This window comes from Parachlamydia acanthamoebae (assembly GCF_000875975.1).
Classification (GTDB): Bacteria; Chlamydiota; Chlamydiia; order Chlamydiales; family Parachlamydiaceae; genus Parachlamydia; species Parachlamydia acanthamoebae.
This window is the reverse complement of record NZ_BAWW01000005.1, coordinates 66,440-91,210: the sequence shown is the minus strand read 5'-3', so window position 1 is coordinate 91,210 and position 24,771 is coordinate 66,440. Positions and strand designations below refer to the sequence as shown.

Annotated in this window: 23 protein-coding genes; 11 read left to right on the top strand and 12 right to left on the bottom strand. The window is 38.7% G+C overall.

Annotated features, from left to right (window positions below):
- Positions 1-20 precede the first annotated feature (20 nt).
- From groL to pepF, 3 genes are all read right to left on the bottom strand, one after another.
- On the bottom strand, positions 21-1,643 hold the full coding sequence (gene groL / locus AOM43_RS02900) for a chaperonin GroEL (RefSeq protein ID WP_013924880.1): 1,623 nt from the start codon (positions 1,641-1,643) through the stop codon (positions 21-23).
- A gap of 36 nt (positions 1,644-1,679) precedes the next feature.
- Complete coding sequence (locus AOM43_RS02895; protein WP_006340881.1) at positions 1,680-2,009, bottom strand: co-chaperone GroES; 330 nt, start codon at positions 2,007-2,009, stop codon at positions 1,680-1,682.
- Between the two features lie 123 nt (positions 2,010-2,132).
- Positions 2,133-3,944, bottom strand: a complete 1,812-nt coding sequence (pepF, locus tag AOM43_RS02890; RefSeq protein WP_013924881.1) for an oligoendopeptidase F — start codon at positions 3,942-3,944, stop codon at positions 2,133-2,135.
- Between the two features lie 244 nt (positions 3,945-4,188).
- On the opposite strand from pepF, the gene AOM43_RS02885 reads away from it, so the two are divergent.
- On the top strand, positions 4,189-4,488 hold the full coding sequence (locus AOM43_RS02885) for an HPr family phosphocarrier protein (RefSeq protein ID WP_013924882.1): 300 nt from the start codon (positions 4,189-4,191) through the stop codon (positions 4,486-4,488).
- A 53-nt stretch (positions 4,489-4,541) separates the two neighbouring features.
- On the opposite strand, the gene AOM43_RS02880 is transcribed toward AOM43_RS02885, so the two are convergent.
- Both AOM43_RS02880 and rpiA read right to left on the bottom strand, forming a co-directional pair.
- A complete protein-coding gene (locus AOM43_RS02880; protein ID WP_006340876.1) occupies positions 4,542-4,955 on the bottom strand; it encodes a bifunctional nuclease family protein in 414 nt (137 codons plus the stop codon).
- A 56-nt stretch (positions 4,956-5,011) separates the two neighbouring features.
- Positions 5,012-5,695, bottom strand: a complete 684-nt coding sequence (gene rpiA / locus AOM43_RS02875; protein WP_006340875.1) for a ribose-5-phosphate isomerase RpiA — start codon at positions 5,693-5,695, stop codon at positions 5,012-5,014.
- Positions 5,696-5,771: 76 nt separating this feature from the next.
- Here rpiA and AOM43_RS02870 point away from each other — a divergent pair, with 76 nt between their 5' ends.
- The 7 genes from AOM43_RS02870 (at position 5,772) to AOM43_RS02840 (ending at position 15,197) form a co-directional block, all read left to right on the top strand.
- Positions 5,772-6,524: a Nif3-like dinuclear metal center hexameric protein gene (locus AOM43_RS02870; protein ID WP_059359067.1), complete on the top strand. Its 753-nt coding sequence runs from the start codon at positions 5,772-5,774 to the stop codon at positions 6,522-6,524.
- Positions 6,525-7,307: 783 nt separating this feature from the next.
- On the top strand, positions 7,308-8,600 hold the full coding sequence (gene tyrS / locus AOM43_RS02865) for a tyrosine--tRNA ligase (RefSeq protein ID WP_006340872.1): 1,293 nt from the start codon (positions 7,308-7,310) through the stop codon (positions 8,598-8,600).
- A 307-nt stretch (positions 8,601-8,907) separates the two neighbouring features.
- Positions 8,908-9,216 (top strand): HU family DNA-binding protein, encoded by a 309-nt coding sequence (locus AOM43_RS02860; RefSeq protein ID WP_006340871.1) that lies wholly within the window; start codon positions 8,908-8,910, stop codon positions 9,214-9,216.
- Between the two features lie 191 nt (positions 9,217-9,407).
- Positions 9,408-10,922 carry a hypothetical protein gene (locus tag AOM43_RS02855; RefSeq protein ID WP_059358951.1) on the top strand — a complete coding sequence of 505 codons (1,515 nt, stop codon included), beginning with the start codon at positions 9,408-9,410 and terminating at the stop codon, positions 10,920-10,922.
- A 326-nt stretch (positions 10,923-11,248) separates the two neighbouring features.
- Complete coding sequence (locus AOM43_RS02850) at positions 11,249-12,238, top strand: L,D-transpeptidase (RefSeq protein WP_006340869.1); 990 nt, start codon at positions 11,249-11,251, stop codon at positions 12,236-12,238.
- Between the two features lie 23 nt (positions 12,239-12,261).
- Entirely contained in the window at positions 12,262-13,209 is a 948-nt protein-coding gene (locus AOM43_RS02845) for an acetyl-CoA carboxylase carboxyltransferase subunit alpha (RefSeq protein ID WP_006340868.1), read from the top strand.
- 38 nt (positions 13,210-13,247) lie between these two features.
- The gene (locus AOM43_RS02840; protein ID WP_013924886.1) at positions 13,248-15,197 is read left to right on the top strand and encodes an ABC transporter ATP-binding protein; all 1,950 of its coding nucleotides are present in this window, start codon (positions 13,248-13,250) and stop codon (positions 15,195-15,197) included.
- On the opposite strand, the gene AOM43_RS02835 is transcribed toward AOM43_RS02840, so the two are convergent.
- From AOM43_RS02835 to gatC, 4 genes are all read right to left on the bottom strand, one after another.
- A complete protein-coding gene (locus AOM43_RS02835) occupies positions 15,172-16,164 on the bottom strand; it encodes a hypothetical protein (RefSeq protein WP_006340866.1) in 993 nt (330 codons plus the stop codon). The two genes, AOM43_RS02840 and AOM43_RS02835, sit on opposite strands and share 26 nt — an antisense overlap.
- Positions 16,165-16,276: 112 nt before the next feature.
- The gene (gatB, locus tag AOM43_RS02830; RefSeq protein ID WP_059358949.1) at positions 16,277-17,734 is read right to left on the bottom strand and encodes an Asp-tRNA(Asn)/Glu-tRNA(Gln) amidotransferase subunit GatB; all 1,458 of its coding nucleotides are present in this window, start codon (positions 17,732-17,734) and stop codon (positions 16,277-16,279) included.
- A gap of 10 nt (positions 17,735-17,744) precedes the next feature.
- The gene (gene gatA / locus AOM43_RS02825) at positions 17,745-19,199 is read right to left on the bottom strand and encodes an Asp-tRNA(Asn)/Glu-tRNA(Gln) amidotransferase subunit GatA (protein ID WP_013924887.1); all 1,455 of its coding nucleotides are present in this window, start codon (positions 19,197-19,199) and stop codon (positions 17,745-17,747) included.
- Between the two features lie 11 nt (positions 19,200-19,210).
- On the bottom strand, positions 19,211-19,510 hold the full coding sequence (gene gatC, locus AOM43_RS02820; RefSeq protein WP_006340863.1) for an Asp-tRNA(Asn)/Glu-tRNA(Gln) amidotransferase subunit GatC: 300 nt from the start codon (positions 19,508-19,510) through the stop codon (positions 19,211-19,213).
- Positions 19,511-19,704: 194 nt separating this feature from the next.
- Here gatC and AOM43_RS02815 point away from each other — a divergent pair, with 194 nt between their 5' ends.
- Positions 19,705-20,670 carry a hypothetical protein gene (locus tag AOM43_RS02815; RefSeq protein WP_006340862.1) on the top strand — a complete coding sequence of 322 codons (966 nt, stop codon included), beginning with the start codon at positions 19,705-19,707 and terminating at the stop codon, positions 20,668-20,670.
- A gap of 190 nt (positions 20,671-20,860) precedes the next feature.
- Entirely contained in the window at positions 20,861-22,096 is a 1,236-nt protein-coding gene (locus AOM43_RS02810) for a hypothetical protein (protein WP_059358947.1), read from the top strand.
- Here the strand turns inward: AOM43_RS02810 and AOM43_RS13255 are convergent.
- From AOM43_RS13255 to AOM43_RS13640, 3 genes are read right to left on the bottom strand one after another with little or no spacing between them, the layout of a single operon-like run.
- Positions 22,093-22,416, bottom strand: a complete 324-nt coding sequence (locus AOM43_RS13255; protein WP_144016272.1) for an NUDIX hydrolase — start codon at positions 22,414-22,416, stop codon at positions 22,093-22,095. The two genes, AOM43_RS02810 and AOM43_RS13255, sit on opposite strands and share 4 nt — an antisense overlap.
- Positions 22,417-22,427: 11 nt before the next feature.
- Positions 22,428-23,063, bottom strand: coding sequence for an IS982 family transposase (locus AOM43_RS02805; protein WP_059358945.1), 636 nt, complete (start codon positions 23,061-23,063; stop codon positions 22,428-22,430).
- On the bottom strand, positions 23,057-23,257 hold the full coding sequence (locus AOM43_RS13640; protein WP_050784556.1) for a hypothetical protein: 201 nt from the start codon (positions 23,255-23,257) through the stop codon (positions 23,057-23,059). Before AOM43_RS13640 ends, AOM43_RS02805 begins: the two co-directional genes overlap by 7 nt.
- Before the next feature lie 483 nt (positions 23,258-23,740).
- On the opposite strand from AOM43_RS13640, the gene AOM43_RS02795 reads away from it, so the two are divergent.
- On the top strand, positions 23,741-24,226 hold the full coding sequence (locus AOM43_RS02795; RefSeq protein WP_059358943.1) for a methylated-DNA--[protein]-cysteine S-methyltransferase: 486 nt from the start codon (positions 23,741-23,743) through the stop codon (positions 24,224-24,226).
- Positions 24,227-24,771 lie beyond the last annotated feature (545 nt).

Below are 24,771 nucleotides of genomic sequence, written 5' to 3'. Positions count from 1 at the left end.
TTAGGCTTTAAGGATTTGGATTAATAATCCATTCCTGCTGGCATTGCTGGCGCTGCTTTTTCCTCAGGAATCTCAACAACAGTTGCTTCTGTTGTCAGCAAGAGAGCGGCGATCGAAACGGCATTTTCCAATGCACAACGCGCGACTTTCTTAGGATCTAAGATTCCAGATTCAAACATGTCAACATATTCACCTGTCAAAGCATTGTAGCCTTCTGTGACTGGACGGCTTTCCACTTCTTGCAAGATAATTGAGCCTTCTTGTCCTGCATTTTCTGCAATTTGACGAAGAGGGGCTGAAAGGGCACGTGCAATAATGAGAACGCCTGTTTTTTCATCGCCCTCAAGTGTTGTCGCAAGTCTGTTAAGAGCTGGGATACAACGAATAAATGCGACGCCACCACCAGGAAGAATCCCTTCTTCAATCGCTGCTGCTGTTGCATGTTGGGCATCGTCTACACGGTCTTTTTTCTCTTTCATTTCGACTTCAGTTGCTGCTCCAACGCGAATCACGCCAACGCCGCCTGCAAGTTTTGCAAGACGTTCTTGTAATTTTTCACGATCGTAGTCAGATTCTGTTTCTTCGATTTGACGTTTAATTTGCGCAACACGATCGCGGAGACGCTCTTTATCGCCTTGTCCTTCGATTAATGTTGTGTCATCTTTTTTAACGATCACTTTTTTCGCTTTTCCAAGCATTTCGATTGTTGCTTGTTCAAGCTTCATTCCAAGTTCTTCGCTAATGACTTGCGCACCTGTCAAAATAGCCAAATCTTCCAAAATAGCTTTGCGTCTGTCACCGAATCCAGGAGCTTTAACTGCACAAACTTTAAGACCAGCTCTTAAGCGGTTAACAACGAGTGTTGCTAAAGCTTCACCTTCAACATCTTCTGCGATAATCAAAAGCGGTCTGCCACTTTCTGCAACTGTTTGCAAGAGAGGAATTAACTCTTTTACAACCGAAATTTTCTTCTCGTAGATTAAGATGTACGGATTTTCAAGGATACACTCTTGTGTTTCTGGATTTGTCATAAAATAAGCGGACAAATAACCACGGTCAAAGTTCATTCCTTTTACGACATCCAATGTTGTTTCAAAGCCTTTGGCTTCTTCCACTGTGATCGTACCATCTTTTCCAACTTTTTCCATCGCATCTGCAATGATTTGTCCAATTTCTGCATCATTGTTTGCGGAAATTGTTGCGACTTGAGCGATCTCATGTTGGTTTTTAATGGGTTTGCTGAGCGCTTCTAATTCTTTAGCAATTGTTTTAACCGCTTTTTCCATTCCACGCTTAAGATCCATGGGATTGGCTCCAGCTGCGACATTGCGAAGGCCTTCACTGAAGATTGCTTCTGCTAGGACCGTCGCTGTCGTTGTTCCATCTCCAGCTTTATCTGCAGTTTTGCTGGCGACTTCTTTGACCATTTGAGCGCCCATGTTTTCGTGCTTGTCTTCTAATTCGATTTCTTTGGCAACTGTCACACCGTCTTTTGTGATGTGAGGAGCGCCATAAGCTTTATCAATGATGACATTGCGTCCTTTGGGTCCGAGAGTGACTTTAACAGCACTTGCTAAAGTACGGACTCCTTTTAAAATATTTTGACGCGCATCTTCTTTAAATTTGATGTTCTTTGCAGCCATAATCATGCTCCTTAAAGATCTTTTAGTAGTTGTCTCTTAATTTTGGATGATAGCAATCAAGTCATCTCCACGGACGATAACATATTCTTGATCGCCAAGAGTCACTTCTTGACCTGAGTATTTTTCCATTAGAACAATATCTCCAATTTTTACTGGAGGAGGAATCAGATTGCCGTCTTTATCTTTTTTTCCTGTGCCAATAGCGACGACTTCTGCTTGTTCTTGTTTTTTCTTTGCAGTGTCTGGAAGAATGATTCCACCTTTGAGCTTTTCTTCTGCTTCTAGGCGACGAACTAAAACACGGTCGCCAAGCGGCTTAAGTGTGTTTTTAGCTTGAGTCGCTTTCAATTCTTCTGTTTGAGCCATAGGGTTTCTCCTTAGTTTAGGTTTACATCTCGCAAGCAAGGCCTGCAGGCTTATCGAAATCAAAAGATATATCGCTCTGCCAATTTTTTTGCAAGCCTTTTTAGCAGATTCTTAATTTGACTGCTAAGAAAACAAAAGTTGCTCTAATAATTTCACGTATTCATCAAATTTATGTATAGCAGATTTTACAGGCTTAGGGGTTTGCATATCGACGCCGGCTGCTTGTAACATTTCAATTGGATACCCACTCGACCCGCCTTTTAAGAATTGCAGATAGGCTTCGCGGGCAGGCTCTCCTTCTGTGACGACTTTATCTGCCAAAGCTAGAGCTGCACTAATTCCTGTGGCATACTGGAAAACATAGAAATTGTAGTAGAAATGGGGGATGCGAGCCCACTCAATTTCTGCTTCTGTGTGGATCGCTGTTTCGTTTCCAAAATATTTTTCATTTAATTTGCGATATTCTTGCTTCAAAGTTGCGGGCGTGAGGGGGGTATTATTTTCTGCCATCTCATGAATCAAAAGCTCAAATTCGGCAAACATGGTTTGGCGGAATAAGGTTGAGCGAATATCCTCGATTTTCTGATTGATTAAATAGATTTTTTCCTCTTTTGTCTTAGCACGCTCAAAAAGCAGCCGAATGAGAAGGTCTTCATTAAATGTTGAAGCAACTTCTGCCAAGAAGATAGGATAATCGCTGTAGTGATAGGGCTGTGTGGTACGAGAAAGAAGACTATGCATGCTATGGCCAGCCTCATGTGCCAATGTAAAGACATCGCGCAAGAGGTCTTTGTAGTTCATGAGAATGTAGGGCATGCTGCCATAGCATCCACTTGAATAGGCTCCCGATCTTTTGTTTTTGTTTTCATAGCGATCAACCCAACGCTCCTCCTTCAACCCCTTGCGTAGAAGGTTTTGGTATTCGGATCCAAGAGGAGCCACAGAATCGATGATCAATTCTTCAGCTTCTGAATAAGGAATTTTCATTTCCACTTCTTGAATGAGAGGAACGTACATATCATATAAATGCAAAGTGTCGAGCCCTAAAACACGGCGCCGTAAATGCATATAGCGATGAAGAGAGGGAAGCTCTTCATTCACCGCTTGAATAAGAGCTGTATAAACTTTTGTATCAATATTTTTGGGGAATAGAGCAGCATCTAAGCAAGTCGGATAGTGATGAGCCTGCGCATTAAATAAATGATTCTGCACAGCCCCTTGTAATAACTCGGTCAGAGAATTTTCATATTTGAGGTATTTGCCGTGCAATTGATTAAACGCATTTTTTCGAAGAACTTGATCGTGTTCCCTTAAATAAATGCCATAGGTTCCATGCGTTAAAGGTCTTTGCTCGCCTTTGCTGTCTGTCACGAGACCAAAATCGAAATCTGCATCATTGAGAGCATTGAAAGCTTTATAAGGTGTTTCCATTGCTTTGCCGGCCATGGCGCATAGAGCTTCTGATTCTGATGAAAGTGTGTGTGCTTTTTTTCTTAAAATTTTCTCCAGAAAAAATTTGTAGGGCGCCAAAGCGGGAGCATGTAAAAACATGTCGAGTTTTTCTATGTTTTGGGATAGGAGCTCAGGCTCAATCCATGCAGTGGCTTGATTAAAATCGTGTAAAATTCCTGTGATTTTCGTGTACCCAATCTTATGTTGATCGTTAGTAATATCTTCATCATTTCTCAAATGCGCATACGTATACAATTTAGAGAGCTTTTCATCATGCGCAAAAAGAATATCGAGGGCCGATTTTAATGTTTCTGGACTTTCTGTTAAGCGCCCTTTAAAAGCTTCTATGTCAGGCCATGATGGGCGGGGGTTTTCACCGATAGTTTCGATAAAAATGTTCTGCCAACTTTGAAAGGATGGATAAAGAGCCTCCACATTCCAACAGTCTTTAGGGTCGACTAAATTTCTTGGTTTAACAGTCATAATATAATTCTCCATGTGCTATACTTGTTGGTGGATGAAAGAGATGGATTCAAAAACTTGAAGGTAACAACTTTTTCAAAAGGTTAGCTTAAGAGGACTTTTATACTGAATTTAATGGAATTTTGACTACAAAAAGCTTGAATATTGAATTTTGAAAAAAAATCATTTGCAAGTAAATAGTGTGTCGATTTATCCATATACCGCAAGTGAAATTTTCCTGTTCTGCAAAACATTAGGAGGAAAAATGTCGATACAAAGCCCTATGGAAAGATGCAAGGCTAAAGGAATTTTTGTCGTTCGAAATGAACGAGGGCTTCATACACGCCCTTCAACTGAAATTGTGAAGTGTGCTGCTGCCTTTAAATCCGATGTTCGGCTAACCTATCAAAAAACGGAGGTGAACGCTAAGTCTCTTCTAGGAATTTTGATGCTAGCTGCAACGCGTGGATCGCGTATTTCCGTTACAGCGACTGGCGATGATGCTCAGCAAGCTGTTGAGACACTTTTAGATCTCGCACGTAACAAATTTAATATCAATTATTAGATAAATTAGGGGCTTCGTCATCATTTTAGTATGATTGATATGACCCCTTCTTTTTATTCTTCAATCGCAATTGTTTTTTCCAGAACTTCTCGTGTGCAATAGACGGGAACGTTGTTCATGAGAGCTAATGTGATGCAATCACTTGGGCGGGCGTCGATCTCTAAAATATGGCGAAGGTTTCCAATTGTTTGCTCAAGGAATAAACGTGCAAAATACACTGTATCCTGCAAATCCGTGATGACAACCTGCAAAATTTTAACGTCCAGTCCTTGTAAAATGGAGTCGATCAAATCATGGGTAAGAGGACGCGCCTTTTCCAATCCAGTTAAATACATCTGTAAATTGCGTCCGGTGGTTGGATCTGTGTAAATGGCAAATTTTTTCTGATCACTTCCCAAAATCACGACCGTATACGAGCGAGTTTGCATAATTTTATCAAAAGATAGAGGGACAAGTTCAGAATGCATGGGCTTCCTTCAGCTACTCAGATTAAATTCGCATTTTAGTCAGGGGCTTTTTTTTGTCACGAACGAATTTCAACACGTCCGTCCGGAAATCCAATCAAAACACGGCCAGCTAATCCAAAGAAAAAACCTGTTTCAACAACTCCTGGAATGGCTCGAATTTGTTGGTTTTCTTTTTCTGGAGTTAAGCAAGGCTTCGGCAGTGAAATATCAAAAATGTAATTCCCGTTATCCGAGACATAAGGGATCCCGCCTTTTTCGCGCAACTTTCCTGTATATCCAAGTGCGTTTAATTTTTTGATGGTTGCTTGATAGGCAAATGTTACCATCTCTACGGGAAGCGGAAAGGAACCAAATTGCTCAACGACTTTAGAAGAGTCAACAATGACAACCATTTCTTTGCTGATGGAAGCCAAAATTTTTTCACGTAGTAATGCCCCGCCTCCTCCTTTAATCATTCTTTTTTGTGGGTCGATTTGATCTGCACCATCGACAGTTATATCTAAATAAGTGACCTGATCTGTCTGAAGTAGAGGAATTTTTTGTTCTCGTGCTAGAGTCGCAGAGCGTTCAGATGAAGCAAGCGCTTGAATTCGTAGTCCTTCTTGACATCGTTTTCCTAGGGCTTCAATAAAGCAATGAGTGGTCGTGCCAGTTCCTAATCCGACTAACATTCCTGATTCTATAAACTGCGCAGCTGTTCGACCAGCCGCTTCTTTTGCGAGAGAAATAGCATTTGACATTTTGGAGAAACCCTTATTAAATAGATCATCAAAATACTTTAAATGGCTGATATAACCCGATTTTGGAATGATTATGATTACATTACAAGAATTATCTAAATACCTAGAGACTCTGTTACATATCCCTGGTTTGATGGATAATTGCCCTAATGGACTACAGGTAGAAGGTGATGAAAAGATTAATCGCATTGGTGTAGCGGTTTCTGCAAGTTTAGAAACGATACAGCAAGCCATAGATGCAAGTTGTCAGGCCTTAATTGTTCACCATGGACTCTTTTGGAATCGAGATGAATTTCCAATTGTTGGGACTAAACACAAAAAGATTGCCCTTCTTTTAAAACATGGCCTTTCTCTTTTTGCTTATCATTTACCTCTTGATGCCCATATGGAATTTGGAAATAACTGGAAAGCGGCGCAAGATTTAGAGTGGATGGATTTAAAACCGTTTGGTTTTTTCAATAAAATTCCGATTGGCGTGCAGGGGAAAATTGCTCCGCAGAAAAGAGGTGTTTTTCAAGAGAAATTAGAGCGCTACTATGGGCATGCAGCCCATGTTGCTCTTGGGGGAAAGGAGATTGTAGAATCCGTAGGATTGATTTCCGGAGGCGCATATCGCTCTATTGTGGACGCTGCTTCTGAAAAGTTGGATTGCTTTATTACGGGAAGCTTTGATGAACCAACCTGGCATCAAGCCTATGAAGAAAAGGTTAATTTTTTTGGTCTGGGACACTCTGCAACAGAGAGAATTGGACCGCGCGCCTTGGGTGTGCATTTAAAACAAAAATTTTCAATAGATACGCTCTTTATTGATGTCTTAAATCCTTTTTAAGGATGATTTTATGACTATTTTTATTTCTTCTCGAATTTAAGAGCTCTCTTACGGTTGTTTGCAATAGATTTGAGTTCTCAAGCAAAAACATTGCCGAACGCCATAGATCGCACTATTTTTTCAAAAAGGTATCCAGGTTTTATAAGGGCGTGTCTCTTTCGTTCTTTTACGCCTCTATTTTCTCGTGTTCAGACTTGAATGTCTAAAAAACGTGAGATGATCCAGTTTGTAAAACTGGCATAATGGAAAAATTCTTATTCTTTCTCGGTGAGCTTACATCGCATGAAGTGATTCCCCTGCTTGTTATGGGGAATAATCCATGAAAGGAATCCTCACAGGTCATTGAGGATATTTCCAAAAAACGGGAAAAGACCTCACAAGAGGCTGATAAGATGAAAGATTTGATCAAAATATTGGCTAAATGCTTTGTCTGCTAAAAAAAAAGTGAGCCACTGATTGAGGATTTAAAAAGCTTTCGTAGCATATATGTGAGTGGTTTTTTCGATCCCAATTTTTTCTGTTGGTTAAAGAAATGATTTTCTGTTCTGAAATAAAGGAGTATTTTATACTCTAGTTCGTCGAGCATGTTTTTATGTAGACTACGCCGTTCAACCTAAAAGGCCTATAAATGGTCTTTAATAGATAATAATTAAAATTTTATGTAGGGAAACGGAAAAATTAGCTGTAGATTATTGACAGAAAATCACTTAACAATACAGAATACCTCCATTCAGATCTACCTAAAGCAGTTCATCGTTTTAAAATCCATATTAGGAATTTGTCATGCAAAATGTCATAGATATTCTTCAAGAGCGGGGCTTCATCGAAGCCATGACAAGCAACAACCTTAAAGAAATTACCTCAACACCTTTAAAGGTCTATTGTGGATTTGATCCTACAGCGGAAAGTTTGCATTTGGGCAATATGGTTGCAATTATGGGCTTGGCATGGTTTCAGCGCTGCGGACATACGCCTATTGCTATCGTAGGGGGAGCTACAGGCATGATTGGAGATCCTTCCGGCCGAAGCAAAGAACGCAATATTCTAGACGATGATAGCATTCAAAAAAATTTGTATGGAATTAGAAAAAATATCGAAGCGGTTTTGAAACATTCCTCAAAAGACGTCGAACTGATCATTCTTAATAATTATGATTGGTTTAAGGGATTTTCGCTTGTTGATTTTTTACGCGATGTTGGAAAGTACTTCCGTGTAGGAACGATGCTTGCTAAAGATAGTGTTAAAATCCGTTTGGAATCCGAAGAGGGTCTCAGTTTTACCGAATTTAGCTATCAGCTATTACAAGGGTACGATTTCTTGCATCTTTATGATCATCACGGGGTAACACTCGAAATGGGTGGGAGTGACCAATGGGGAAACATCACAGCGGGAACGGATCTTGTACGTAAAGTGAGAGGCAAAGCGGTTCATGGATTGACCTTTCCTCTTCTAACACGTAGTGATGGGAAAAAATTTGGAAAATCAGAACAAGGAGCTATCTGGCTATCTTCTGAAATGCTTTCTCCGTACGAATTTTACCAGTATCTATTTCGTGTAGCAGATGCGGATGTGATCAAGTTAATGAAGATCCTGACCTTTATGGAAATGGACGAAATTCGAATCTATGAAAAGATGATGACTCAAAGCGATTATGTTGCCAACACCGCTCAGCGTAAACTTGCTGAAGAAGTTACACGCATTGTGCATGGTGAAGAAGGGCTTCGCATTGCGCTCAAAGTCACAGAAGGAGCTGCACCTGGTGCAGCAACCGCCTTAGATGCAGAAGTCTTAAATAATTTAGCAGATGATATGCCAAATTATACTGTTTCTATGGAAAATATTCTGAATCGTCGTTTAGTTGATGTTGTCAGCGAAATTACTCCTGAACGCAGCAAAGGCGATTTAAGAAAGTTGATTAAAAATGGAGGCGTTTATCTTAATAATCTTAGGATTGAAGAAGAAAATTATATTTTAACGCCAAAAGCTTTAATTGATGGCAATCTTATGTTGATTGCCTTCGGTAAAAAAAATAAAATACTTGTTCGAGTTTCTCAATCTTCCGAGAAGATTGACTGATCTTGGAGAATGTTCTGTTTAAAAAAAACAGATTATAAAAAAATATTATTGAAACGAAATTCTTGTTTCGTATGATAGAGAAATTCATGACCTTGGACATTCAAGCCGAATGGCCTGAGTTCATCGAGTGGGAGCGTAGCACTCGTAAGAAACTTCGCTAAAACATTGCTTATACACCTGACGAAGAGTAAACTGAATTTGAAAAATCGCTTGATTGTAAATGAAAGGGATACGAGAATATCAGTGATAATCCAAGCATTAAGCCACAGCCTATAGCAGCTTTATAACTTTAAGGAGTCCTACAGTTATGACAACAACTCTTGCAAAAAAAAGCACGATGACAAAAAAGAAGCTCATCAACTCAATCGCCCAGGAAAAGCAAATTCATCCAAATGATGTAAGAAATGTCATCCAGGCTTTTCTGGACAGAATGACAGAAGCTTTAGCGGAAGGAGAAAGACTCGAATTTCGTGATTTTGGGGTGTTTGAAGTAGTTGAACGTAAACAAAAAATTGGTCGTAATCCTAAAAATGCTGCAGTGCCTATCATTATCCCAGCACGTTCTGCAGTAAAGTTCACTCCAGGTAAAAAAATGCGCAAACTTATCGAAAAATAAGGTTGTCATATCAAAAAGTTGAGCCGTGAAGGCAAATGCAGTTGCTTGAGCCTCATTTGCTCTCTTTTGAAATTCTATGGAGTAATACGGGTGTTGAATAACGACAGATCTCTTTGCAATCTGTCCAAAGATCCGTAATAAGAAAATCGTGTTAAGAATGGTATGCGTGTAATATTGATAAAGCCCCTGTAATGACAAATTTAGATTTAAAAAATTTACAAGCAGAACAGTGCAAAGACTTGTACCATTCTTCACTAAGAACCTCGCTTATCTATGCGACTCTCAATTCCCAATTTTTTGATTTTGGGAATATTCATCATTTTGATGATTTGCTTACATCTATTGAAGATTATGAAAACCCCTTCGAAATAATATCTGAAGGGCTCCAACTCTTCACACTCGCTTTGATCGGCATTCTAAATAAAGACTGCCCTCCGCCTTATTCCATCTGGTTGCAAGAAAAGATTGAAAATTTTCGTCAAATCAAAGTTTGGGAAGAATTTCAATTGGCAACCGCTCTCAAATCGGTTCTGGGTGCTTTAATAGGGGAGCCAGTTATTCTTCCAAAGCCCTCGCAGCTTAAAAGTGGAGCCGCTTTTTTGGAATGGAAAGGATTATGGAGCTGGGGGAAAACCACACATGGTCGTTTTCACGCAGACTTGGGATTCTTTTGGGCTATTTTGGGTCATTTAAAACAAGAGCCTTCTTTAATAGAAGCAGCTCAATATATTGCTAAATGGCACTTAAATACACTCAACCCTGATTATTCTCCTATACGCGGTCTTTTTGTTCTCGAAGAAAATGCCTCGCTTAAACATCATTTAATTTCGAATTATCTTTTATTTCAGGCGATTGCCGTTTTAACCGATGATTCAAATTTCGGATTAGTCGCCGCTCGGCAACTGGATTATTTGCAAGAGTATGTTCCTGAAGGATTGCCGGATGATCTCCTGCTTGTTCATATGTATCTAAGTCAAATTGGAAACGTGAGTCCTTCAGAAGCATTTTCGCTAGATCCTTGGGTTTTTGATCAGGAAGTTGGGTTAATTGGATGTCGTTCAGCAAAAAATACTATCTTATGTGCAGGCAATGGAGGGCAAACAGGGCTGGGCTATATCAAGCAAGCTCAAGTTGAAATTGTCAATTATGGTCCACAATTTTTTCCTCTGGGGGATTGCCAAGGATTCGGAGTAGAAGGATCTCGCTTTCAGTCTAATTTACCTGCCTGGAAAATGAATCTTTCTGAAAATGGCTTTAGAATTAAAAGTACCTTGCGTTTGACCCCGCAGCAAATGGACATGCAGTCTTTGCCTAATTTCCGAAACGGACTTTCTAGCAAGGTTTGGGCTGAAGTTGAACAAAGCTTTGCCATGCAAGAAAATACATTATCTATTTCCGCTAATTTTGTCTCACTTGACCAAGTGCATGAATTGGCATTCGTTTTCTTTGTATCCGCTGAAAGTTGTTCGGTAGAAGAAGGGGCAACTCTTTATCCGAAAACCTTTGCGCATTATCGGGGAACTAGTGAATTGATTCAATTGAAGAAGGGAGACTCTATTCTTCTCATTGAGACACCATCTGTAAAAGGGGATGTGGAAGTCATTCCGCTTGCTGGCGAAGATAATTTTTGGGGAGCTGATTTTTTAATTGCTTATCGCGTTGATTCCTCTCAGCAAATATTTCATTGGGATATCCATCTTAACTAGCCAATGACGCTTTTCTTTGCTTGATTTTCCCGTTATTATTTATTTGATTGTTTAATTTAAGTTGTTTTATAGTTAATTATGTTTTTTATAAAATATAAAATATTTAACAGTAAAGCTTGTTATGAAAACGTGTAATGAGCATACGTAGTAAAGGCTGGAAGGAGTAAGAAAACCTTCTTTATGGATCCCGAGGAAACCGACTGAATCGATCAAAAAGATTTTTATTATTAGAATCTTTGAGATAATCTTAAAACTCAATTGGCAAAATTTCTCCGAACTCTTATGATTCTGTTCAGTTTGTGTAAAAAGATCACAGGGAGCAGCAAATGAATTTTCCTAAGCTATTTATCATTGTTTCAGTGCTATTATTTGGTTCTATTTTTTTTGCCTCTGTAATAAAGAACTCTAAGAAAAAAACGGGCGATAGCGAATTGGTTGTCCCAGCTGGCGATATTGTTTTAGAACAAGAAGTTAGAGTTCTCGATGAAAATTTATCAAAGCTTTCTTTTCCAGCTGAAATGCCCTTAAAAATGCGCTCAGATTCTGAGCTTCCACATGCTAATCGAATTGCTGAACTATTTAATATCACAGCACCACAGCTGCCTATTGTAGAAACTATTACTTATAAAAGCCGAGTTTCCTGGCAAAAAGGGCGTCCAGCATGGCTATCTGATTATGCAGGGCACTATCACACCTCACGTCACTTTATCGCCCGGAGCTTGAATGGAAAGCCTGATTATTTAAAACAAGATATTGCAGAAGGCGATCGATTTGCTGTGTTTAAAGAAGATCGTCCGCTAGAATTTTACCTTTTAGTCGATTTATCGAGAGCAAAACTCTGGTTTTATTACCACGATCTTGAATCCGATGAGCGTGTTCTTTTAAAAACATACGCGGTGGGATTAGGCCGTCCCGATGCTTCTAAGCCCTCTGGCTCTTTAACCCCGATGGGAAAGTATAAGCTGGGGGATAAGATAGCCATTTACGAGCCTAATAAAATGGGTTATTATCAAGGACAGAAAACAGAATTAATTCGAGTCTTTGGTACCCGATGGATTCCTTTTGAACAAGAAATTGAAGATTGCAGTGCACCAGCCAAAGGATTTGGAATTCATGGCCTTCCTTGGGCTCTAAATGAAAGGGGAGAACTTGTCGAAGTTCGCAGCAGTTTAGGCAAATACGAAAGCGATGGCTGCATTCGTCTTGCCACAGAAGATATAGAAGAAATTTTTGCTATTGTTGTGACTAAACCAACGGTAATTGAGTTAGTCAAGGATTTTTACGAGGCTAAATTGCCTGGTAAAGAATTACATTAAACATCTCATTTAGGAGTGTATTTTTGGACGTTCTACCTCATGAAAAACAAATAAATGAATATATTAAAACAATTGAACATCTGAAAAAACAGAATCAAGATAATCCTTTATTTACAGCAGAAATTCGCAAACTTGAGCAGAAGTTAGAAAAATTAAAAGAGAAGGTCTACTCTGAATTGACACCTTGGCAAAGAATCATGATTTGCCGCCATCCTTCTCGTCCACACACAATTGATTATGTAACTAATATGTGCGAAAGTTTTCAGGAATTGTGTGGAGATCGCACTTTTGGCGAAGATCGAGCCATTATCGGAGGCCTTGCAAAAATTCAAGGTGTAAAATTTGTTCTAATTGGACAGGAAAAAGGTAATGATACTGAAAGTCGTTTGGAACGTAAATTTGGAATGCTAAATCCAGAAGGATTTAGGAAAGCTCTGCGATTAATGCGTATGGCTGAAAAATTTAACTTACCTGTTGTATCTCTTCTGGATACGCAAGGTGCTTATCCCGGTCTAGAGGCTGAAGAACGTGGCCAAGGCTGGGCAATTGCCCAAAATTTACGCGAAATGATGCGTATTGCCACGCCGATTATTGTCGTTGTGATCGGAGAGGGATGCTCCGGGGGGGCCTTAGGGATGGGTGTTGGTGACACAGTGGGAATGCTAGAGCATGCTTATTATTCTGTGATTTCGCCAGAAGGCTGTGCCTCTATTCTATGGAAAGATGCATCAAAGAATGTCGAAGCTGCTTCGGCCTTGAAACTTAACGCAGAAAACTTGCTTCCTCTTCAGGTGATTGATGCGATTATTCCCGAACCTTTAGGGGGAGCACATCATAATCCCGAGGTTGTTTACACAAATATTAAAAAATTTATCATTGATCAATGGCAAATTCTACAGATGATTCCGCCGCCTTTACTTCTTGAACAACGATACCTCAAATTTAGAAAGATGGGACAATTCGCTGTTTAGTTTCCAATTTCTTAGCACAAAACAAAGCCTTTATTAGCATGAGATATTTATTTAAAGCGGCTCTTACAAACCGCAAGCACTTATTTTTAATTATATTCACGATGGTTTCCATGTGTTTAGTGACAATCGCTTCACAATTGGAAATGTTTGCATTAGGTGTGATCACCAAAGGTCCTGCGGGGATAGAATTTTTTGAATTATTTGCTCCTGTGCAGAATGGTCATTTATCGGTGAATGATGAAGTCTCTTTTGAACAAGTGAGGGATCGTTGGCATGAGCTGAGCCCTTCAGATGAAGGGGTAACTCGTCAGGTGGCGGAGGATTTTATTCAGCAGCACAAGAAAAAAGATTTGATTTCCAGTGTATTAGGACGACTGAATCAAATTTTCCCGATTTCCAAAAATCTCACAAATCTTGCCTATTTTTTGGTTGTTGTGGCCTTATTTAAAGCATCTACCCTTTTTGCTTATCGTTTTTCTACTCGTATCTTAGCTATTCGGGTGAGTAGAGATTTGCGCCAACAATACTTTGAACATATTCAGTCGCTTCCGATGAGCTTTTATCAACAATACAATAGTGGAAGCTTATCCTCGAGAGTTGTTGGAGATGCTGCCCAAATTGCGGAAGCGCTCAATGCTTGTTTGGTCAATTATGTGCACACGCCCTTTACAATTGTAACGAGTTTATTTCTTTGCTTTTATGCATCATGGAAGCTTTCCCTTATTGTTTTTTTAGGCTTGCCTTTAGTTGTTATTCCGATTGGGTATATTGCCAAGCAAGTGAAGCGGATCTCAAAGCAAATTCAGCAAAACCAAGAACGCTTTGCCTCTGTTTTAATTGATTTTTTAGCAGGAGTGCAAACTGTTAAAATGTTTGCGATGGAAAACTTTTCACTCAGCAAATACCGTGATTTAAATGATCGCATGGCAACGCTTGAACAACGCAGCGCTAAATATGATCTTTCTTCACGACCCGTGATGCATACGATAGCGATGTTTTTTTTGGCGATTACTTTGCTATACGGTCTCTATTTCTTAAAAATGAGTGTTTCAGAAATTATCGTATACTGTGGGCTATTATATCTATTTTATGAGCCAATCAAAAAGTTTGCCGAAGAAAATAGCCATATTCAGAGAGGTCTTGCTGCTGCCGAAAGGATGTTAGAGGTGATGAATATTAAGCCTCATATTGAAGATCAAGAGCACTCAAAAGATTTTTCTGAATTTAAGGACAAGATTGAATTTGATAATGTCTCCTTTCGTTATGGAGAGAGCTGGATTTTAAAAGACCTCTCTTTCACAATTCGCAAAGGGGAATTTGTCGCAATTGTAGGACCAACTGGTGCAGGAAAATCGACAATTGTACAATTGCTTCCACGTTTATACGATCCACAGAAAGGGGAAATTCGTATTGATGGACAACCATTAAACGCTTATACCCAACGCTCATTACGTGAAATGATTGCCTTTGTTCCCCAAAGATCTTTTCTTTTCCTTGATACTATTTCTTCAAATATTGCTTTTGGACGGGGGTTTTCGACTGATCAAATTGAAGAGGCGGCAAAAAAAGCACATGCACATGATTTTATTTGTCAGCTTCCTGAAGGGTACAAAACGGAACTTTGTGAGGCCGGAAAAAATCTCTCAGGTGGACAGCAGCAGCGTCTAGCAATAGCCCGCGCTCTTGTTAAAAGTGCTCCAATCTTGGTGATGGATGAGGCGACTTCTTCTTTGGATATGATGAGTGAATTCCATATCAAGCAAGCGATCCATCGTTTGCGTGGTCAGATGACGCAAATTATTATTGCCCATAGATTGTCTACAATTGAAGATGCGGATCGCATCATTTATTTAGAAAAAGGGCAAAAAATTGCGGAAGGGACAAAAGAGGAACTTTTACAATCGTGTGAGGGATTCCGCGTGTTATGGCAGATGATGCATCGCCAATCCACAGCACAAGCATCTAATCCGCTTGAAGTGCAGCCATAAGTGTTTTGCGGGTTTGTTTATTCGAATACGTTCTTTTAGCAAAGTAAAGTGTCAAATAAATTGGGATCGGAAGAAGTGAAACGCAAGAAAGGACTTTTAAAATAACGATCACAGTGCGTTTCTTCTCTTCTTTTTTAATTTCTTTGATTGTTTTGGCACAATCTTCTTGAAAGATTTTAAATGCCTGATACTCACCTGGGTTTTGAGAAGCATACCCCATTAGGCTGTCTGAAAAACTTTGCAAACCAATCCTGGCACATTTGAGTCGTTTCGAAATACAAATGCGGCTAAAGCGCGACAACTTCATCGGTTTGGTATCAAATAGAGTCACGCGATCATCCACAGCCAAATTATCTAAATCCAAGCCTGTGTAGCCTGTTTTTTTAACAAGTCCACACAGTTGTTTGGAAATCATCTGAATTTCTTCGGGGGATTTGCTATTTAAAGTTGCAATCTTTTCTTTCGGGCTTCCTATTTGAACATATTCTTCAAAGAAAAAATAGTTTTTAGATTGCCCATCTTTAGGTTTAAAAAGGTTATTAGGATAAGAGCAAAGGTATTTTTTTGTGACATTCAATTTGTCAAACTTATGAATGTGGATGATTTTTCTCATCTCCCAAGCTAATACGGCTTGCTTCATAAAACAACCTTCTAAATCAAAAACGACTTTTCCTTGTTTATTTTCCACACCAATAAATTGTTTGTAGAAATTAGGGCGTTGCGTTTTGATGATCCAAGAAGAATTTTCGTTTATGGAAAATATTTTAGTATCTTTTTCTCCGGCAATGTATTTAAAACCCTGTTTTTGGAGTTCGAAATCCGGAGAACATCCATGTTTTACTTGTCCTGTCATAAAGCGATGGATTACTTCATTTATGCGACTTTTGACATAGAGGATAGAAGGCTTTAATTTTTCTGGATAAAGATCGACGATCTGAAAATAGAGAGAACGTTGTATACGAAGCACAAAAGTTCCTTGTCGTGAATGTCACAAAAGCCGCTGTATATATTCTACAGCGGCCGGGAATAAGATTGCTCATCTTACATGACATTTTACAAGCAAATCAAGAATCTTTTGCTTATGAAGAGTGAATTTTTTGTTTTAAAAGTTCATTAACAACTTCAGGAGAGGCTTTTCCTTTGGTCAGCTTCATCACTTGTCCGACGAGGAAAGCAAAAGCTTTATCTTTGCCTGCCTTAAAATCGGCGATTGATTGTGGATTATCTGCTAAAACTTGTGTCACAAGCTTTTCAATTTCAGCTTGATCGTGTACAGGTGAGAAATCGGGATTTTCCTTCACAATTTGCTTAGGGGATTTTTCAGGGTGTAACACCATCTCATCCGCTACCGATTTTGCGATTCTTCCTGTAATTTCTTTCTGATCAATCATGTTAATCAGTTCGCCCACATGCGCTGCTGTAATACCACTTTCAATAACTGATTTACCGCTTTCTTTATAGCGACCGGCAAACTCGACAATGAGCCAGTTGCATAAACTACGTGCATTAGAGCTTATTTTTAGTGCCTCTTCAAAATAATCGGCCAGCTTTTTATCGCTTGTTAAGACAAAAGCAGAGTGAGCAGAAAGACCTAGCTCACTGACATAGCGTCTTTCTCTTTGTAGAGGAAGCTCCGGAAGGGATCTTCTAATCTCTTCAATATATGCATCAGTTAAAAAAATTGGAACTAAATCGGGTTCTGGAAAATAACGATAGTCATCCGCAGATTCTTTCGTCCGCATCAGAACCGTTTCTTTGCGGTCCGGATCCCAACGATAAGTGGCCTGCTTAATAATCGATGTGTGTGGCTCATCTGGACGGCTCGTATATTCACGAATTTGCCGTTTGATTTCTGCAGTTAAAGCCATTTCCATATTGCTAAAGGAATTCATGTTTTTAATTTCAATTTTATTTCGAAATCCTTTTTCCCCTTTGGGACGAACAGAAATGTTAGCATCCACCCGCAGAGAACCTTCTTCCATGTTGCAATCAGATGCATCGATGTATTGTAAAATAGCTTTGATCGCCAAACAATAAGCGACGGCTTCTTGAGGAGTGTGCATGCAAGGCTCAGAAACGATTTCAACAAGAGGAACGCCAGCACGGTTATAATCAACTCCAGCAAAAGTGGAAAAGTGCTTGAGCATCCCTGCATCGTCTTCCAGGTGGACATGATGAATAGCGAAAGCTTTTTCGACTCCATCTACTTCGGCAATGACTGTCCCACCAATAACAATGGGATTTTCATACTGAGTAATCTGAAAATTACGCGGGCTATCAGGATAAAAGTAGGACTTTCGGTCAAAAGTACTAAAATGTGCTACTTGCGCTTGTACAGCGCAGCCTAATTGCACGGCTTTACGGACAGCTTCTTGATTTAAAACAGGCAGAGCTCCTGGCATGCCCGTACAGACTTCCGTAATGTTGGTATTCGGTTCATCCCCAAAGCGGTTTGGAGCTACACTGAATAGTTTTGATTTTGTGTTCAACTCGGCATGGATTTCTAATCCAATAATGGTTTCCCACTCTTGTGTCATGGTAAAGCTCCTATTTCACGAACTCAGGGATAAAAGAATGATAATTTGTTACACGTTCAAAGGCATTTGCGGCATGTAAAACAGCAACATCATGCTTTTGAGGGCCAATCAGCTGAAGACCTAAAGGTTTGTGATCTTGTGTGAAGCCACTTGGAATACTAATAGCAGGGACACCAGCTAGATTGCTCGAAATGGTGTAAATATCCTCCAAATACATTTCCAGAGGTGTCTTAATCGCTCCAGCTTCAAATGCTGCACAAGGGCACACAGGTGTTGCAACTAAATCGCATAATTGAAAAGCTTCTTTGAATTTTTGAAGCATCAACGTTCGCACTTTTTGGGCTTTTCTGTAATAAGCGTCTTGGAAACCTGCTGATAAAACGTATGTTCCTAAAATAATACGTCTTTTAACTTCGCTTCCAAAACCTTCTTCTTTAGAAAGCTCGTAAACTTCATCCAAAGTTTGGGCCTTTGCGGAGCGATGTCCATAACGGATCCCATCAAAGCGGGCCAAATTTGTCGAAGCTTCGGCTGTTGCAAGGATGTAATAAACGGCTAATGAGTATTTGAGGATGTCTAAATCCACATCCACTATTTCCGCACCTAAATCTTTGAAAACAGCTAGGGAGGTCTCAAAAATTTCTTTTGGTTCAGCTGATAAACCTTCTAAAAATTGACGAGGAACTCCAATTTTCATCCCTTTAACATTTCCATCAAAGTGATGTAAATAATCCTCTGTTGCAGAGGAAAGACTTGTTGAATCTTTTGTGCAATGTTGACCTAAGACTTCCATGATAAGTGCCGCATCGGCAGTATTCGTTGTAATGGGACCAATCTGATCAAGTGAAGATCCGTAAGCTACTAATCCGTAACGGGAGACTCTTCCATAAGTGGGTTTAAAACCCACGACTCCACAAAGTGAAGCAGGTTGCCTAATTGATCCACCCGTGTCACTTCCCAGAGCAATTGGGCAAAGACGCGCTGCAACAGCAGCAGCCGATCCTCCGGATGATCCACCGGGGATACACTTTAGGTTCCAGGGATTAAATGTCTTTTGCAGGGCAGAGTTTTCGGTTGAAGAGCCCATCGCAAATTCATCTAAATTCGTTTTCCCAATCAATAGAGCATCTTCTTGCTCTAAAAGAGCCACAGCTGTAGAAGAAAAAGGCGCTTTAAAATTTGTCAGAAATTTAGAAGCACATGTGGTGATTTCACCTTCGATGTGGATGTTGTCCTTGATTCCAATGGGAATACCAGCTAGCTTGCCTAGTTTTTCTCCTGCGGCTTTCTTTCGATCTAGCTCGGCAGCTTTACGTAGAACGCGATCTTTTAATACAGAAAGAAACGCACCGACTTGAGAATCATACTGCTCAATGCGGGAAAGAAAATGTTGGGCAATCGCTATAGCCGAAACCTCGCCACGTAAAAAACGGTCGCGAATTTCAATTGCAGATAAATGATGCATGTCAATCGTCCTCATGATTTAGATTTAATCACAAGAGGAACTCTGATCATTCCGCTGACTTGTGAAGGGGAGTTGTCTAAGAATGTTTTTCGTGGGAGGGTTGTTCCCACAACATCTGGGCGAGTCACATTTGAAATGTCTTCCAAGACATGATTGCAAGCTTTGACATCCGTTGTGTCAATTTCCTTAAGCTCATCAATGTAATCTAAAATACTTTGAAGGTCTTTGAGGAGGGCTTCTTCCTCTTCTTCAGAGCAACGAATGCGGCTAAGTTGCGCTAAATTTTTTAACGTTTCTTTATTTAAAGTCATGAAGATCTCCGTCTATGATTCACGAAACTAGAATAAGGTTGTTAGAGTACTCGTTTTATCAAAAAAAGGCAAGGAAACAACGAGAGTAAATGGATAGGCAATTTAAAGATATTATTAATGTTTTTGGTTGTTGATTTTATTAGAAAAATGTGATAGAATGTAATAAAATAGTAAAAAATAATAGTGAAATTATTATGACTCACTCTCTTCATTCAAATCATTCATCCGAATGGAACTTTTACAATCATTATATTTTTTTTCCAAAGGATTCTCCTACCCCCGAAGAGCGAAAAAAAAATTTAAAAAAGAGTGTCCTCCTAGGAATCTTTACTTTTGGGCTTTTGCATGCAGGGTGCGGTATTTATTGTGGTTTAAAAAAATTACAGGGGCGAACATCTCCACTGCAATCTTCAAGTGCCGGTGATGTAAATAAAGTAGCAAGGCGATCATTTAAACGCATTTCAGCTGAGAGTTTAAAAAACCTTCATCCAAAAGACATTCAAAAGATGACTCCGGACGAACACGGCTTTTTAATGGATAACTACAGCAGTACGGCAACTCCGCATCGAATGACACAAGCCCAATTGAATGGAATAAGAATAATCAAAGACTCAGGCAAAATAAAAAGAATTAATGAACAGGGCTTAGGATTGGGTCATTGTGGCCGTTATTGCATTAACAATGCCATGCAAGCAGATGCTTTGTTGCAAGATAGATTTCTAGAATTAGTGAAAGATGGTTTCGTCGCAGTTCACCAGTATGGAGAAGATGACGCTCAAGCTTTAATTGATGAACCAGAAAATGTTGATGTCGATATCGGTATTTTAAAGTACATTTTAGAAAAGGAATTTACGCAATCAGTAAAAGACTCTGTTATTAACGAATTACCTGGCATCGAGAATTCGAAGCAACAAGCGATGGAAAATTACATAGGAAACGATGCAAAATGGGTCATTATCGCCAATATAGGCTTTACAGATTATCATATGCCTTCTCCACCAGGCGTTAACGCGACTTATAGCTTAACGCGAGGACATTTAGTCGCACTGCGTAAAGACGATGAAGGGCAATGGTGGTATATTGATTCGAGAGCTCCCAAGCCATACTGCATTTCATTAGCTGTTATTCCGCATACATGCACGCTGATCGTTCCAACATAATGAACTCCTAGGCTAACATTTTCTTATAGAAGAGGTCTATCCTGTATAAGGGATCAGCAGATTACTGGCTTTCTTTACCAAACCTTCATCACTTCTTCTCAGTTCGGATGGAATAAAAGTTATAATTATTGAACTGCCATATAATAAAAGTGTATAATAATTATTATATTAATTGTGTGGAGAGGGATCAATGATTAGTAACCATTTATTCGATATGGTCACTTCAGCATTAAGCGATGCGTGTGAAAATTCTAAGCTTGCAAAAGCTAAAATACCTATAAGTCACCGGAATCTCAATCGTCTCCAGTTTATAATCAATAAACCGACGGCAGATTTCGACGGAAATTTAAATTTTCTAATAGATAATTTAAAGGAGGATAATTCAGAATTATATTCTATTTTTGATGCTATTTTTAATAAACCTCATCAATCAATTGATTCGTTAAAAGAAGATTTAGAAAAATTACGTCCTGAAAAACCTGCTCTTCCTGAAGAAGAACTTATCCTTCCTGAAGAAGATAATAATCCCCTTGGAAAGGCTGAAAAACTTAAAAAAGTTTATGCACAAAGGGAAAAAATTAATCTGTATTCAAAACAATTAGAAATGGATATTTTTGCAAACAAATTTATAGATTCTTTTATAAAAAAAATTAATGATTTTGAAGATGAGGCTGGTTCTAAGATTCACAAAGAGATCGATAAATTGCAAAAAATGCACATCGGGAAGCTTTTACCAAAAGACGCTAATCTCAATGAATTTTACAAACAATTAGCCATCAATCCTAATCATTCCAAAGCATTTTTACAAAATCAAAAAGCTTATCTTAAGGCTGAGATGTCTAGCAATTTTTTAAAAAAACTTATAGACTTTCTCTGGCTTCCCTCATTGCCTGATGCTCCCCGTAAAAAACGAATTAATGCATTAGAAGAAAATATTCAATTATTAGAAAAAAACCCCTCTTTATTTGAAGAGAACCTTCATAAAACCGTGCTAAATAATTTTAAGTTAATGTATGCCGTTGCTTTGCTTGGAAAACACCCAAGCAAAGCAACTTATGAAAATAAGATAAAACTTCTGTTAGAAGAAATAAAAGACACTTCCCCACCAGCAGTAGAAATCTTAAATATGGGGTATAACAAGTATGGAAAATTTTCTAAAGAATTAACAAAAAAAGATTTAGAAGAAGGAAAGACAACAGTTTTACAGGCCGTAAAGGATGCAAAGCTTAATGGATTGATTTCAAAAAAAGATCTACACGATCTTTTTAGCCACAGAAATTTTTCAAGTAAACTTAAAGCCCGAGCCCTCAATGTTTTAAGAACGACTTCAACAGTCTTAATAGCTTCAATTATTGGAGCTATTGTGATACCTCCGGCAACAGCCCTTCTCCTTTTGGTTGGAATTACTACTTTAATCAGTTTTTAATTTAGGAATCGACTTTTTCGAAGAAAGCCAATTTTGCTTACAGAAGCGCTTAATATTTTGCAAATGATTAAATTTAAATACAGATCATTAACATTTTCAACCGTCTCGCCATATTCAACTTTTCCTCCAGGAATTGCTTTGCCGAATGGTGCTTTTCCTCGTTCAATCAATACAATCCCCTTAAATTGTTCACTTTCATGTATTTCTATGATTGCCGTAGTCGTAAGAATTGGTGGCTTATGCGCTTGTTTGATAGACTGTTCTTCAGCATGCCCTGTTAACGGGATTAGCGCTATTATGAGTACAAGTAAATAACCCAAGTTGCGTATAACTAGTTAAAGCAAAAAATTGTTGCAGCTCCAATTACGAAATGGATGATTTTTAACTCGAAACCACGGGCTACTACAGCATGTATTTTTTTCGGCATCAAGTTCATTATTGTACTAAGAATACCTTCGATAGTCTTTCGATGCCTTCTTAAGTTTACATAATCTTCGATCTCATAAGGCCTTGTTGAATTACTTTTGCGATCAACCGCCATTTTTATGCCTTCTCTGAGCATCTGATCTTCATACTCATAATCAATATAAGCAACATCTCCATATAGAGTGCTTCCTTTTGGTAGGCATCTAGGATCTAGAACTTTAAGGACTGGTAGATCATGTTCGCTCCCCGGAGCAATAATCATCTTTAAAGGGTGTCCAGACAAATTCGTGATGACAGTTGCCTTGACACCATAAAAATATTCTTTCTTGCTCGCATTATAACCCCGAAAATTTTCGTTTCTGAAAATGCGAGATCGACTAATTCTAATGTTGCGACACACTGAAACAGGAAAGCTATCTACAATAAAATCTTTCTCCATATAGCTGTAAGAGCTGTATTGATGAGAAAATTCAAGTATTTTTTCCCAAATATCATCGGGAATGATGTGTATTCGTCTATTTAAGCGACTTTTACTTAACATTCTATTGATATAGCCAAATTAAGCATTAGCCGAGCTCTTTCAATATTGCCATAAAAAAAGCGACTTGCGACAATGACAACAGTCATTACTTCTGCATCATTCATTTTCTCATTGTGCCACCGGTTCCTAGCGAATCCGGCGGATTTTAGATAGTCATCACAGAGGCAATAGATGGCAACGATCTGATCATTCATAGCTTCTCTCCTAATCTGTTCGTCTTAGTAAACAAACATTTTATGGGCGAGAAGCTTTTTTATTAGCACCAAATCAAAATTTTAATTTTTCAACTCTCGTAGTTATACGCAACTTGGGTTAAATATTTGTTAATGTTTTTAACCATTGTCTTAGATTCCTTTCATTAATTTCTTAAAAACAGCGAGGTTAACAAAAATCGGCAATTTACAGTAATAAAAAAAATCTAGTTGTCATTTTTAAATTTATAATCGAACAGTTTCAATATACCAGTTGGTGCGGCAGCATGGCTTCGTGGTATGGCCTATCATATAATAAGAGCGTGATAGTCCTTATTTAATAATGATGTCCGAAAATGGCGAGTGCTAATTCGAATTTTTGTTTATAAGAGTTATAGCCTAAGATATTGACATACATGAGGAAGATTTGCAAATTAATCTTCAAGGCATTTGATATATCTGATTTCTCTTTATAAAGGATAACAAATGGAATTACTTAAATATAAAATAATAAAAACTCCTGTAGGTTTTCTTAAAATTATGGTTAATCACGGGGCTTTGCTAGCCATTTTATGGGATAATGAAAAACTTAATCGTGTCAGATTGGATCAGATGTTAGAGGATAAGAATGATCCTTTAATTTTAGAAACAGAAAAGCAGCTTAACGAATATTTCAATTGCCAAAGAAAGGCTTTTGATTTGCCAATCGAAATGCTTGGGACTTTGTTTCAGAAGGAAGTTTGGAAGCGGCTAAACCTAATTCCGTATGGCTCGACATGGACCTATAAGGATGTAGCCCTAAAAATCCATCATCCTCAAGCTATCAGAGCTGTAGGGGCTGCAATTGGAAGAAATCCCATTTCGATCATTGTTCCTTGCCATCGGGTCATCGCAACTAATGGACGTCTAACCGGATTTGCAGGGGGACTTGACCGTAAAAAATTTTTATTGGATTTAGAAATGCTAAATTAAATCGATCCCTTTCAAGCGGTTAGAAGTGAGCCTAGTAAACTTCAATAACTAATGCGTTAATGACTTGATAATTTTGCAAAATGAAGTGCATTTTAATTTAATTTCCTGATAGTGTTTATCAATATTTTAAATGTGTTTTTTAGAAGGGAGAAAAATGTCTTATTCAGTTTTTAATAATTATGATTATGAGAAAAAATCATCTATTTTGAAGGTTTTAGACACCCTAGCCAGACCATGTAGCATAGTGTTTGGTGGACGAAAGATTTCTGTTATATCGCAAACGCAGCAAAATGTGTCCACAGCAACTAGAGTATCTGCAGCCGTTTTTTCAATCATCATTTTTCCTGTCGGTTTTCTATCGGCCTCATGTCTTATTATTAAAGCGGCATCGCTTCCCTGGATTTGGCAAAAGAAAGAAGTGAAAGCTCAATCTCAACAAACATGGGATATTATTCTTCAGTTTAGGGCTGCTCATGCGCATGATGAGGCGATTAAGATTTTCAAAAAAAGGCCTGAAATCGGAAAAAGAGCCGATATATATGTGC